Here is a 12,802-nt window from a genome sequence, read left to right as displayed (position 1 = left end):
AGGGTTCCATACAATTTGAGAATGTAGGAAGTCCTGCTCTAAGACTTTTATATATTCTGTTTTTACCCGGAATCACTTTTCTTTATCAAACTTTGACTTCTTCAAGTACACTTCTAATAACCTTCTCTTCATCAAAATCTGGTGCAAACTTTGCGACAGCATCGCAAATAATCTTTATCTTTGTTTCATCTTCTTCAAGGTCTTCAGCAATCTGAGAAACAGTCTTTGCCTTACGAAGCTTTCGACATATCAGTCTGATAATTTGCTCTTTACAACCTTCCTCACGGCCTTCCTCTTTAATACCATTCACAAACGTTTTTTCATCATATTCTGTCAAGCACATATCTATTACCTCCGCTCGATGAGCAATAAGAAAGTCTCTTAATATCCCTTCATCAATACATGAAACAACTGCTGAATCCACAGCCTTCTCAATATCTTCTGTGCTTTTTAGATTTGCCCTGATTCTCTCGATCAGCGTCATATATCCGTCCAATACTTTACATTGAAATCTGAGCTCGTCATTTTTTCCCTTATTAAGATTACACAATGTTGCTGTCCATTCAAAAGCTCCTGTCTGATCCGGCTTAATAAAGGAATCTGATAATCTCAGCTGCTTTATCGAATTGATATCCTCTGTTCCATTGTAAAAAACTATATATCGCGGTGTTGGAATCTTTATCAGCTTTGATCCATAGATATTGAGTGACCTGCTTTTAATATATTTATCATACATTTTAGCGTAATACATCAATCCCCGCACCGGCATGTTCGGATTATATGTACTTTGTTGTTCCCACAATGACAAGTAGCTCTCCAAAATGAAAGCCACATCATTCTTCATCTTGATATAAATAACATCTTCTATGGTGTATAGTTCCAGTTCTGATACATCCTTGTAGTCAGAATTGTTCAATGCATTATAGAGACTCATGATGGGCTCTTTATTTTCCTCTCTGCCAAACAGAAGTCTGAATAGCCTGTCTTTATATTGATTTTTTCTTTTCCCATATATATGTTCCTTCATATAGCTTTAGTATAGCATCAAAAATAACAGCATTTATTAAATTTTTTGTTAACAAACGTTGGTTTACGTTTTTAGTTATCTTGGTTTCCTTATTGAAATAATAGAAGATTATGATCCGGAAATAATCTTAGAATTACGTACTCCAAAGAAGTGGAGCTACTGAACTACTTATTCAGAATACTGGAATCCAGCCCGCTCTGTCAATACCTAATCTTGAAGAAACATTTTTCACTTTTTGGCGATGTTCGGAATGCAGGCTGTTCCGGGAAGGATTGAAGATGCAGAGTTCTGATATATTATGAAAGGCAGATGTTTACGTTCAGAATGTAAAAGCCGGTATCTTATGTGAGACTGATGAGGGCTATAGTTTCACATATGACGCTTCGTATCTGACCGGTACAAATCCTTCAATCAGTATAACTTTGCCGCTGAGACAGGAACCGTATACCTCTTCTGTTTTATTTTCGTTTTTTGATGGTCTTATACCTGAGGGCTGGCTTCTCAATTTAGTTAGCCGAAACAGGAAAATAGACAGAAAGGATCGTTTCGGTTTATTACTTGCCTCATGCTTTGATTGTATCGGAGATATAAGCATTAGACCTGAAGGTAAGGAATTATGAGATGTTTATGTTGTGGAAAGGAATTGAATAAAGAAGACGGGCAGGAAATGGTTTCCGGCTGGCACTCAAGATGCATCCGGAAATTTTTTCAGACTTCTGATATGCCTAAGATAGATATATCAGATGATGAACTGGAAAAACTCGCGGAGGAAACTGTCTCTCATGGATTCACAGTCACCGGCGTTCAGAAGAAACTGTCTTTGCATCTTTCACAAAGCGATGAAAAAAAAATTGACTATTGTTGATTTTCCTTCCGGATACATTCTGAAGCCACAGACCAGAAGTTTCAGCCATCTTCCCAAGGCTGAGGCATTGGTAATGAACATAGCTAATCTGGCAGGTGTCAAAACTGCGTCTCATGCACTAATCAGAATGAACAGTAGCTCCGGGGGGGGATCTATGCTTACATCACAAAACGTATGGATAGAGATATCGCCTTCAAAAAAGGGGTTGTATCTCGTGTAAGTTTATATGCCATGGAAGACTTTTGCCAGTTAAGTTTCAGATTAACTGAGGATAAATATAAAGGGGCTTACGAAAGGTGCGCAGGAATCATCAATAAGTATTCCGAAAAAAGAATGCTTGATATTTCAGAATTATATCTGAGGCTTTTAGTTTGTTTCATCACCGGTAATTCCGATATGCATTTAAAAAACTTTTCTCTGATCGAGTCCGCTCCTGCATCAAGACATTTCAGTTTGTCGCCGGCATACGATCTTCTTCCTGTAAATCTCGTCATGCTTGAAGATAAGGAAGAAACTGCTCTGACTCTGAATGGTAAAAAAAGGAATATACGAAAAAAAGATTTCTTTGCCTTTGCCGATTCAGCCGGACTTTCACAAAAAGCCGCCATTAAGCTGATGCAAAGTATCGTGTCAAAGAATTCGGCTTTTCTTAAACTTGTTGACGATTCTTTTCTCCCGGATGATATGAAACTTTCGATGAAAGAACTAATCATTTCAAGGATTGACAGGCTGAATTGATTCTCTTCCTAACAACAAATCAGAGCCGCCATTCGCCTATTACGACATTTTTAGAATGTAGGAGCCCCTGCTCTATGCACTTACTATCCTCGCCATTTCCCCTCTATCAGGTTTTTCGTCTGGCTGAAGCTCGTCACCGGAAATATTCTTGATTATCTCAAGACCTATAGTCACTTCCACATCTCTTCCCATCATAGGAACACTGATGACTGCTCTTCGTTTGTGACGATCGATTTTTATGATTTCACCCTTCCATCCTTTAAAGGACCCTGAGGTGATACTCACCATATCATCCACACGAAATCCTATTGAATTTCTGACAATATGTTCATCTCCTCCGATTCTTGTGAGATATTCCTCTTCCTCTGGTCTTATAGGTGTGACCTTGCCATCCACCAGAAGAAGCTTCAAGGGATATTTTTCCTTTCTCAGTCTGATATCGAAGTCTTCCGCCTTGGCTTCATCATTATCTATAAATATATATCCCGGAAAAAATGGATTTGTATCTTTGATCCATTAGCCTTTTACCTTATATTCCATTTCATTTTCAAAGACAAAGACCGTTTCATCCGCTTCCGCTACATCATATCTGATTGCATCTGCGACTTTTTCTTCACGACCTTTCATTGTCTGAATCACATACCACATAACGACTCCCTATATAAGATAATCTCATGCCTATACATAGAACTCTTTTTCAACATGCATTATTCGCAGATCATGCTGATGGGACATATAATAAACACTCGTCAAAACCTCAGACACATATCCCAAAGTTCTGGTTGTCATCAAATCCGTAACCTCTTCTGCAAAATTCTTTTCCATATACTCTGTGATTCCAAACAACCATCTGCAATAATTATCAAATACATATCTTCGGGCACATATAATATTGTAACAGTATTGATATTGTCCATACAAAATCTTGCGATACTCTTCATATTTATCAGGATATAGAACCTTCAGAGTTTCCAATAATGCATACATCACTTTTTCAGTCGTAAATCTGAGAACATGTTTCATCTCATGTGGATAACACATATATGGTAAAGGCAAAAATACATCAATATCATCCCTTAGCATTTCCGGTTTTACCAAAAAATGTCTGCGATAATGTTCTATCCCTATCCAATCATGATCAGTATTCTTCCATATCCAGTACACCGCAGACATTTCGCAATACATACGATTCTTCTCCGAAATATTGATTCCTGCATCATCTCTTATATCGGCAATACTCTTTTCTGCAATTGCAGCTCCCGCCTGAATTGTTTTTTCATATGAATATAATTGAGGAAAACATGATAATGGTTTATCTCTATCATTTTTAACCTCATAAAGCATAAAATCAGGCTGTCGCTTTGTTGATTCATTGATCACACTTAATTTTTCAATAGTCGGAAATAACCCTAATCTTCTATAGTATTCACTCATCAAGAGATGCTCTTCATGCTGAATTAATGGAAATACATGTTTATATCCATTCTCAGCAAGAAATGGTAACACTTCTTTTTGAATCATTTCGGTCACACCAACAATTATGAACATCTCCTTAGATATTTCTTCAATCGGTCTGACAGGAATTCCCTCGATATCTTCTGGATTTCCCAAAGGATATGTAGGTTTGCCTTTCGATTTCCCTACAGCAAAGCATTCAGGAGATATGCCCGTTAAATTCATTAATGCCTTATATGCTCCAAATGCTATTACCTGAGCACCATATATAACGTATTTTTTGTTTTTCAAAACTTCATCAGCAACCATATAAAACACCCGTTCTTTTTGTTTTCAAAACGAATAATACTAAGTATCGTTGTATTATAATATTTCATACTCTCTTCTTAGTAGTTATGTGTTTCAATCATGCTTCCTATTAACCTGCTATAAGCTTCTTCGAGACCAATTTCCGGTTTCCATCCTAATGCCATCATTTTTTCAGAGTTTAAACGCATCTTAGTATCCGCTGCATATCCAAATACGTTATCTTCCGGAACATCAAATATCACCCTGATTTTGTTATTTGTAATCTTTTTGCAAATCATATCAGCCATATTTGCAATAGTTGTATGTGCTTTAGGATTTGAAATATTATATGCTTCTCCATCCTTTCCACATATCAAAAGTAATAACAACGCATTTATCGCATCTCTGGAATAGCAATAATTGCCCTCTGATAACCCCTTTGTATGTAATACAATGTCCTCATTTCTAATTACACTTCTTGCAAATTGTGCAAATACTCTGTTTTCTGTCTTTAAAATCCCTGGTCCAAACGTCTGTGCCAATCTGGCAATTTTAACAGGTATACCAAATTCCGAATAATAAGCTATGCACATGTTTTCACATAGTCTCTTACACTCAGGATAATTACTGCGTACAAGTAATGGATTTACATATCCCATATCATCTTCCTTTACATCAGAAGTCGATATTGTAAAAGTACCATATACTTCCATAGATGAAATGTAAACAAAAGACTGTACATGTTTCTTTCTTGCTAATTCTAGTATATTTCGTGTACCTGTGATTGCGACATCAATTGTTTCTACAGGACATAAAATCATCTTCTTTGAAGATGTGATGCTGGCGCAATGAAATATATAATCTATATCGCCATCTACATTAAAAGGATCCAAGATATCATTAATAACAAATTGAATTCTTTCAAAATCATCTTCATAGATATCTTTTGCTTTTTCTAAATCCCTAATTAGAGCTATTACATTTACTCTATGATCTAATCTAAGTAATGCTTTAATAATTAAAGAACCAATAAGACCAGTGGCCCCAGTGACAAATATTGTCTTATTCTTATATTTTCCTTGTAATTTTTTGTTTTGAGAAAGACGATATAAGTCTTCTTCTAAATAACGATCCACATTTTACACCTTTTTCTCTATTTTCATAAATATTAAAACACATATCTGTACTTAATCATCATATCCATATATCTGGCTATTTTCCTTCGCTTCCAGAATTGCACGCATGGTATAAAAATCATCCGGAGTAGTTATTTTGATGTTCTCATATGGTCCATCGATCATATGAAGTTTTTTTCCATACTGCTTCATAAGACTACATGAATCAATAGTACTTCTCTCTCCATCTTCCAGTGCTTTTTCATGGACAGCCAGTATTTCATCAAGCCAGAACGACTGTGGAGCCTTCGCCATTCGCGAATACTTTCTGGAAGGAACCTGTTCTATATCCTGGTTTTCATCGACAAGCACAATAGTTTCCTTTACAATCCCCGCTGTAATTGCAGATCCATATTTCTTTACACTATCGATATTATCAGACAGCAGCCTTGTATTAATAAGCGGTCTGACTCCATCATGAATAAGCACTATACTCGGTTCATCCCCCGCTATTTTTTTTGCAGCCTTTAATCCTTCATATATCGATAGTTGTACTGTTGGCCCACCGGGAACGATCTTCTTGACTTTTTCAATCCTAAACTTATATATAAGCTTTTCAAGATATGGTATCCAATCTTCTACACAGGCTATAACAACCGCATCTATCTCGTTATTCAGCTCAAAAGGTTCTAATGTATGCAGAATAATCGGCTTATTATAGAGTTTTAAAAATTGTTTTGGTTTATCTTTACTGTGCATTCTGGAACCGACTCCGCCAGCGAATATTACCCCTATATTCAATACTAAAACACCCCTCTTTTTTTTATGACCGAATTCTTACTATAAAAACACTTATTACAATACTGACATTCTTTACTCTTTTAAATGATTCTATCATATAAAAGAGTCGACTTTTAAGCTGGAATTTATAAACATTATTTTATATTTTGAAAGGTTGAAGACTTAATTCCTTAAAATAGCTTTGCGTCAACCCACTCCAAATAACCTTCTCTAAAAACAACAGCTACTCCCTTACCTAAGGATTCATATCCTTTGATTCTTCTATCGCATGTGCGTTCTGTATCATTATCGGCATCCCTATTGCCTTACATAACGTTACCAGACTGCTTGCATCTCCGTAGTAGGCATCCGCCATAACGAGAGCCCTGTCCATATCCGCAGTATCATCATAAATACCGAAATCCTCAGCCTTATATATATCCACGATTTTCTCATAGGCTTCATACAACTGCGGTCTCATGGAACAGATAGTTGCTTTTATAAGAGGATGTGGTCGCCAGAGAAGTGTCACCTCATCCCTATGCTCCTTAAAAATCCTGAAAACATCCAGAAGCTTCCTGAGCATCTGTTCCGATTCCTGAAGAAGTGCTGTCACACTTGTATTGTAAATGATTATCTTCTTACGGCTTCCGTCCTCCTTGAAGATGTGTTTCTTCCATTCCTCGGGGATTTCCACATCATCGATGGTCATGGACTTGATCTTCTCTATCTTTGGAGAGCCCGTTCCCTTTATTTTGTTCTCAAGGAAACGTCTGTTTTTCTCTCCCGTATACTCCATAAGACACTCAATATAGGCCTGTCGCATATTCTCTGACTGCACGATAACTTCATGGGAGTTTAGAACACCCGGAGTCTCTATAAAATGCTTTATTCCTTCTATTGCAGCCCGGTTTCCGGGGTCAATCTCATCAAGCACGAAGTACGGAATATATACAAGCTTATCTGTAAACTTTCTTATATTTGAAGAGTAAAAATAGGGATGTACACTGGTTACAAAATTTCTGTCATCATAAGGATTATGAATGTATATCTCGTCAGGATGATTCTTTTCCAGACTGTACTTTTCATATGAGACTATGGGAACATCCTTTGGAAATTCTCCTCCCTCGTAGTGAAACTCCCTGAAGGAACCATCCGGATTTTTGTCATAGTACGGAATCGGAATAACTATGGCATTCACCATCGGATCGGCTGCTGCTTTTTTCCACACGCTTTCCAGAGAATCCCACATCGATGCTTTATATGGAAGGAAAACCACTTCCTTTGTATCGGGAATCTCGTACAGTAATTTATTGGAAATGTCTATGTAGCATTTCTTTAACTTTTTTTGAATGCTCTTTTTTTCGGCATTTCCGCCCGTTACTTCCTGATGAATCCTGAACAGCAGCTCACAGTATGCTTCCAGAGCCTTCACTGTGGTTGTTCCTTCTCCCTCTGACTCATCGATTTTTGTACCTATCGAAACAGCAGCGTTCTGGCAGTCGGTAAGGCATACAGTAATCGTATTGGCATCGTTATCATCGATACCTTTTAGTATCGTTTCATGAGCTTCCGGCAAGAGCGCGATAAGCTCTGCCAATTGATTTTTTAGCGCCTTCCGCATACCACACCCTCACAAATCTAATCTTTGCCAACTGAATATAGCGATATCGAATCGTTTAGCTAACGTATTCTCATCATTATATAAATTTTCGACTATTCATAAGATTTTTATAAATATTTTTTCATCGTACTCCGATTCCTTTTCTTATGTTTCCGGTTCCCTTTAATTTTTAATATACACAAAGCCACCATACCTTTCGATATAGTGGCTCTGTGTATTTTCTATATTTTAATTCATTCAGTTATCCACTGATTCCAACACCGCTTTTATAACCTTATCTTCATCATAATCTGGTGAAAACTCAGCAGCTTCGTTACAGATTGCTGAAACCCTGGCTTCATCTTCTTCAAGCTCTTCAGCTATTTGTGGTATAGTTTTTCCTTTACGTAGTTTGCGACATATCTGGCGTACAAGCCATTCAATTCGGCCTTCTTCACGACCTTCCTCTTTAATTCCATTTACAAATGTCATCTCTTCAAACTCTGTCAAGCATATATCTGTCACCTCTTCCCTATGGGTAAGCAGGAAGTCCTTTAGTATCCCATCCTTTATGCATGAATCAACTGCTGAATCCACCGCCTTCTCAATATCCTCTAGTATGGTTTGATTTAGCTTATCTTTCTTATCATCCAAGATGGAAACTTTGCCAACTGACTCATAAAACTTATTACTCGCCATAATATCTTCCCCATTTTTATTTCTATTCTTACTGTTTAAGTTTCTCTCAAATTGATCCATATTCTTCATCATCCTACGCCTTTCTGTTCATCCCAACTTCATACCAGTTTTTTGATTTACCCAAATCATGCCATAACTTAGCATCAGCATTCAAAAGTAAGTGCCCATCATCTATAACATCATTACCCATAAGTACATCTAGAGTTTCCAACAGCACTAGAAACTCCTGGGCATTTCCACCTTTAAATTCCTTTGTGAAAACATCTTCCGCAGCAAGATCTCCATTCCAGGCACTAACATATTTCGAATACATTTCTAAAACATCTATCTTTGCCGTATCAGATTTGCTCCTCAAATAAGTACAGATCAATGTTGCCTGCACCCCGTTATGACTCTCCCACGACCAGAACTCTCTGCTTATTCCTAGTTTATTTCTGTATGCTACAAATGGAAGCGGCGTAAACAAAATACTATCGTACTTTCCGAGATGTTGTTCCAGTGTAAAGAAATCTTCTCTTGCCACCCATATACAAATATGGTCATTTCTTCTATAACAGGATATTTTCGAATGAAACAGATGTTGTCCATGATCAATTAAAAAGTTTACAACATCTTCAAACACTTCTGTGATTCTGCTCTCATCACATACCGATAGGTAAACCTTCACCAATCCGAGATCACCATACCCAGGTTCTTTTTCAAGCCTTCTCACATCAAATCTCACCCAGTGACTATCATTTGCCTTTACTTCACATCGATGCAAAGACGTATTAGAACTAGCAATTTCTTTTAACCGAATAACCAATGAATCAATACCTGTGATTTTTTCGTTTCTTTTTAAGCCCTGCATATAATCATAGACATCATGAAGTTTTATCCTATTTCCATGTTCGCGGGCAAGCGTCTGTATAATACAGTTTAGTCTCTCATATTTCTTCTTATCGCACACAGTTATATCCAAATTTCTGATTCCGGCATATTTCGATGGAATATTGCTTCCATCTGGAAGATTAGCCGCATATTCCTCTGCTTTCCGCTTTTCTTCCAAACACTTTTGCTCAATAGCCTTTTTCTCTTCTTCCTTGATCCATTTTCTTTTCTCACATACTAATGCTTTCATTTCAGGACTTAAAGCAATCTCTTCTCCTGTCTCCCTTGCGCATTTATCTTTGTATTCCTTCTTATACACATGAAAGCATTCCGATAATGTTATCTCTTTATCAAAATATCTGTAGTCCCAACCATGAATCCTTCTCTGACAATCCATATTCATAGCCATCGAATGACTTAGGCAATATATCGCTAACGGTTCAACATCATTAACCGGCCTGTCACTGATGTATTTCAGCTTATACTTGACATCAGTATTCAGAGGTGCGAAAGATGTAGTGTAAATTCCCCCTGTTAATTCGTAATGATCAATTTCCAAAAAATCATCATAAAACTTTTGCAAATCATTATAAAAACCGTATTCCGAAGCATATAACAATGGCTTTGATATTTCATCAATAAAAATCATAGGCCTTTCATGACATCCACCTAAGGTACGGCGCATCCTTGACAGATGTACAATCTTAACCAAAGAACGGGACAGCAGTTTATCGTTACAGGTTCCTTCGATAATATCCAAATATTCAGAATATGAAGAATACCCCCACAACTCGTCCCGACATTCTTTCCAAAGAGAAATATATAGCTCAGACATTTTCTTCCTTATATACTTCATCATTTTTTCCGGAGTATTTGAAGAACAATCCGAAAAATCAAGGAAAATGATAGGATGCTTTCCATAATTTGACAGATGTTCCCTCTCAATAGGTTCAGAATCAAGCCTTTCTTCGCCGATATCACCGAAATATTTCATAAGCGCCTTTAAAAAACTCGTCTTCCCCGTCCCTCTGGGTCCACAAATATTTTCACACTTAAAATACATATCCTCGAGGTACGATTCATCATAGTTATCAAACATGCCCATCTTTTCCATCTCCATTACGTTCTTTCCCATGGAACAACCTGCGACAAAAATAATCATTTTACTACTTGTCCACTACGTTAAATGATACTTTCGATGCCTTGCTACCATTTATATGATATATTACATATATATGATTTTCAATATAATACGCAATTTCTTTAATTTTTTTGATTAGCAATGCTATACTTTGAATATGTAAATGGAACTAACAGAAAAGACTTAGAATTTAAATGATCATTAACATTCACAGCAAGGATTTCTATGACAATAAGTGAACGAATTTTCGAAAAAATGGACGAACTAAATATGACTCAGAAAACTTTTTGTAATCTGACTGGCATTAGACAAACTACCGTTAGTGAGTGGAAAAGAAACAACACCAATCCCTCAACAGATAAAGTAATGGTTATTTGTTCAGTGCTCAAAGTAAGTCCTGAATGGCTATTGTCCGGAACAGAAGTTAAAGGTGAATACAGAAACCAGGTAGACTGGTTTGTGGTTGATAAAAAATGCGAGTTAGGAAATGTGATTATTGAATACAATAAAATGAACAGTATTCAGAGAGCCAGATTAATGGGATATATAGATTCGCTGAAGGAAATGTATAAAAAGAGATAATACATATATAAAGCATCACACAAAAAACCGCGGCTTCAACATTAAATGATGCCGCGATTCTGAAATTAAAAAAATATATCTACTAAGTACCTTATATTCTTTACTGTATTACTGCATATCGAGATACACCTTGTGATCGGGCGCAGGATATGCCTTATCAATGAGAAGAAGATCCTCTTCCGTCAGTTCAATGCTGTCTGCATGAGCATTGGACAGGGTGTGCTCAACAGCTAGGTGCCTGTCACCATTAATAGATATTCTGTTTTTATCTGTATTCCCTTCGGTTTATCTGTTTGCATATTCGTAATCAGCTCCCGGATCTATAGGATTTATAAGCCATTCTGCATCATATAATGTATTAGGACAGGAACGAGCAATATGGTCTTAAAATAGACAATATGCAATTCTTTGGAGTTGTGATATGATTCTCACATCTTTAAACATGCAGTTCTATTAAATTTATCAATCATCATAGCTTTCTATATTTAGTTTCAAGTTTTAAATTCCTCATTTCAAATCGCCGTAAAAAATTTCGCAAAATGACGGCTATTATTCATATTATCAAAAAACTGCATATCAATTTATTCTCCGGAGGTGTTGTAGTTAATTATATGGGAAAGAAAGATGTACTTGCAAAAATGTATCTTGGACAGAATGAAATCTTCGCAGATGCCTTTAACTATTATTTGTTCGACGGAAAGCCTTACATCAGGCCGTCAGATTTAGTAGAGAAGGATACAACTGAACTCTCAGCCATATATAAAACCGACAAATTATTTACCAACCAGAAATTCAGAGACGTTTTGAGACTTTGTAACATCAGACATTTCGGACAGACCACTCTTATCCTTCTTGGTATCGAAGGTCAGTCAGATGTACATTATGCCATGCCTGTGAGGGATTATCTGTATGATGCACTGAATTACGCAGCTCAAGTTGATGATATAAAGAGGAATCACGATAAGGCAAAAGACTTAACTGACGCTGAGAAAATATCAGGTTTTTCCAAAAAAGACCATATTTTACCGGTGATTACACTTTGTATATGCTTTGATAACAACACTTGGGATGGCCCTAAATCTCTTTATGATATGTTTAGTGATATTCCGCAGGAAATACTGAAATATGTAAATAACTATAAGCTTAATCTTATAGCTCCTGCCGAAATAGACGATTTTGGAAAATTCAAAAGTGAACTCGGAGCCCTATTAAAATTCATACAGATTTCAGATAATAAAACAGCAACTCGTGATATACTCAATTCAGGTGAATACGATAATATCAGTACAAACACTGTTAAGATGATTAATGAATATACCGGTGCAAAAATTTCAACTGAAAATGCAGAAGGAGGGCACATTAATATGGGTAATGCCTGGAAAGAATTAATGGAAGATATACGTATTGAAGGACAAACTGAAGGTCAATCTAAGGGCGAGGAAATGCTATCAAAACTTCTTAAGAAACTTGATCCCGGAAGTACAGAATTCAACAAGGCTTTGAACGCAACATCAGAAGAAAGACAGAAAATGTATCTGAAATACGGCATTAAATAACACATGGGTACCGTGTACCATTACAATAAAAATATAAGATTTTCCTCGCCCCTGATAAAAACCATTCACATATATTATATCAG

13 protein-coding genes and 1 pseudogene are annotated in these 12,802 nt (G+C 36.6%); 5 read left to right on the top strand and 9 right to left on the bottom strand.

The genetic code is table 11. The annotated features are described in order from the left end of the window. Positions 1–85: 85 nt before the first annotated feature. Entirely contained in the window at positions 86–1,027 is a 942-nt protein-coding gene (locus T515_RS06000) for a hypothetical protein (RefSeq protein WP_155988292.1), read from the bottom strand. 314 nt (positions 1,028–1,341) lie between these two features. On the opposite strand from T515_RS06000, the pseudogene T515_RS18430 reads away from it, so the two are divergent. The 3 genes and pseudogenes from T515_RS18430 to T515_RS17960 form a co-directional block, all read left to right on the top strand. Then, positions 1,342–1,647, top strand: a pseudogene (locus T515_RS18430) (HipA N-terminal domain-containing protein); the annotation flags it as partial. Then, on the top strand, positions 1,644–1,892 hold the full coding sequence (locus T515_RS17965) for a hypothetical protein (RefSeq protein ID WP_242839339.1): 249 nt from the start codon (positions 1,644–1,646) through the stop codon (positions 1,890–1,892). The pseudogene T515_RS18430 and the gene T515_RS17965, both read left to right, overlap by 4 nt. A gap of 150 nt (positions 1,893–2,042) precedes the next feature. Continuing rightward, a complete protein-coding gene (locus tag T515_RS17960) occupies positions 2,043–2,630 on the top strand; it encodes a HipA domain-containing protein (protein WP_330372644.1) in 588 nt (195 codons plus the stop codon). 72 nt (positions 2,631–2,702) lie between these two features. On the opposite strand, the gene T515_RS05990 is transcribed toward T515_RS17960, so the two are convergent. The 8 genes from T515_RS05990 to T515_RS05960 all read right to left on the bottom strand — a co-directional run bounded on the left by T515_RS05990 (position 2,703) and on the right by T515_RS05960 (position 10,575). After that, complete coding sequence (locus T515_RS05990; protein ID WP_051671496.1) at positions 2,703–3,041, bottom strand: KOW motif-containing protein; 339 nt, start codon at positions 3,039–3,041, stop codon at positions 2,703–2,705. A 105-nt stretch (positions 3,042–3,146) separates the two neighbouring features. Beyond that, positions 3,147–3,278: a transcription termination/antitermination NusG family protein gene (locus T515_RS18190; RefSeq protein ID WP_278245405.1), complete on the bottom strand. Its 132-nt coding sequence runs from the start codon at positions 3,276–3,278 to the stop codon at positions 3,147–3,149. A 30-nt stretch (positions 3,279–3,308) separates the two neighbouring features. Next, positions 3,309–4,394, bottom strand: coding sequence for a DUF4422 domain-containing protein (locus T515_RS16475; RefSeq protein WP_051671495.1), 1,086 nt, complete (start codon positions 4,392–4,394; stop codon positions 3,309–3,311). A 77-nt stretch (positions 4,395–4,471) separates the two neighbouring features. After that, positions 4,472–5,509 (bottom strand): NAD-dependent epimerase/dehydratase family protein, encoded by a 1,038-nt coding sequence (locus T515_RS05980; protein ID WP_036608792.1) that lies wholly within the window; start codon positions 5,507–5,509, stop codon positions 4,472–4,474. Positions 5,510–5,560: 51 nt separating this feature from the next. Further along, positions 5,561–6,289, bottom strand: coding sequence for an IspD/TarI family cytidylyltransferase (locus tag T515_RS05975; protein WP_036608790.1), 729 nt, complete (start codon positions 6,287–6,289; stop codon positions 5,561–5,563). A 235-nt stretch (positions 6,290–6,524) separates the two neighbouring features. Further along, positions 6,525–7,892 carry a hypothetical protein gene (locus T515_RS05970; RefSeq protein ID WP_036608788.1) on the bottom strand — a complete coding sequence of 456 codons (1,368 nt, stop codon included), beginning with the start codon at positions 7,890–7,892 and terminating at the stop codon, positions 6,525–6,527. Positions 7,893–8,129: 237 nt separating this feature from the next. Further along, positions 8,130–8,630 carry a hypothetical protein gene (locus T515_RS16470; RefSeq protein WP_155988291.1) on the bottom strand — a complete coding sequence of 167 codons (501 nt, stop codon included), beginning with the start codon at positions 8,628–8,630 and terminating at the stop codon, positions 8,130–8,132. Between the two features lie 13 nt (positions 8,631–8,643). After that, the gene (locus tag T515_RS05960) at positions 8,644–10,575 is read right to left on the bottom strand and encodes an AAA family ATPase (RefSeq protein WP_036608786.1); all 1,932 of its coding nucleotides are present in this window, start codon (positions 10,573–10,575) and stop codon (positions 8,644–8,646) included. A gap of 231 nt (positions 10,576–10,806) precedes the next feature. Between T515_RS05960 and T515_RS05955 the strand changes: the two genes are divergently transcribed. Both T515_RS05955 and T515_RS05950 read left to right on the top strand, forming a co-directional pair. Next, complete coding sequence (locus T515_RS05955) at positions 10,807–11,163, top strand: helix-turn-helix domain-containing protein (RefSeq protein WP_036608784.1); 357 nt, start codon at positions 10,807–10,809, stop codon at positions 11,161–11,163. Positions 11,164–11,774: 611 nt separating this feature from the next. Then, on the top strand, positions 11,775–12,719 hold the full coding sequence (locus tag T515_RS05950) for a hypothetical protein (RefSeq protein ID WP_051671493.1): 945 nt from the start codon (positions 11,775–11,777) through the stop codon (positions 12,717–12,719). Positions 12,720–12,802 lie beyond the last annotated feature (83 nt).

Origin of the sequence: Oribacterium sp. P6A1, from assembly GCF_000702885.1 — a bacterium.
Classification (GTDB): domain Bacteria; phylum Bacillota; class Clostridia; order Lachnospirales; family Lachnospiraceae; genus Oribacterium.
The sequence above is the reverse complement of the archived record's forward strand: the minus strand, read 5'-3'. Positions and strand labels throughout refer to the sequence as shown.

What these genes read in the sequence shown, in the direction of transcription:
- T515_RS06000 (WP_155988292.1), bottom strand. Translation starts at nt 1,027, where the DNA reads ATGAAGGAACATATATATGGGAAAAGAAAAAATCAATATAAAGACAGG.
- T515_RS17965 (WP_242839339.1), top strand. Translation starts at nt 1,644, where the DNA reads ATGAGATGTTTATGTTGTGGAAAGGAATTGAATAAAGAAGACGGGCAG.
- T515_RS18190 (WP_278245405.1), bottom strand. Translation starts at nt 3,278, where the DNA reads ATGTGGTATGTGATTCAGACAATGAAAGGTCGTGAAGAAAAAGTCGCA.
- T515_RS16475 (WP_051671495.1), bottom strand. Translation starts at nt 4,394, where the DNA reads ATGGTTGCTGATGAAGTTTTGAAAAACAAAAAATACGTTATATATGGT.
- T515_RS05970 (WP_036608788.1), bottom strand. Translation starts at nt 7,892, where the DNA reads ATGCGGAAGGCGCTAAAAAATCAATTGGCAGAGCTTATCGCGCTCTTG.
- T515_RS16470 (WP_155988291.1), bottom strand. Translation starts at nt 8,630, where the DNA reads ATGGATCAATTTGAGAGAAACTTAAACAGTAAGAATAGAAATAAAAAT.
- T515_RS05960 (WP_036608786.1), bottom strand. Translation starts at nt 10,575, where the DNA reads ATGGGAAAGAACGTAATGGAGATGGAAAAGATGGGCATGTTTGATAAC.
- T515_RS05955 (WP_036608784.1), top strand. Translation starts at nt 10,807, where the DNA reads ATGACAATAAGTGAACGAATTTTCGAAAAAATGGACGAACTAAATATG.
- T515_RS05950 (WP_051671493.1), top strand. Translation starts at nt 11,775, where the DNA reads ATGGGAAAGAAAGATGTACTTGCAAAAATGTATCTTGGACAGAATGAA.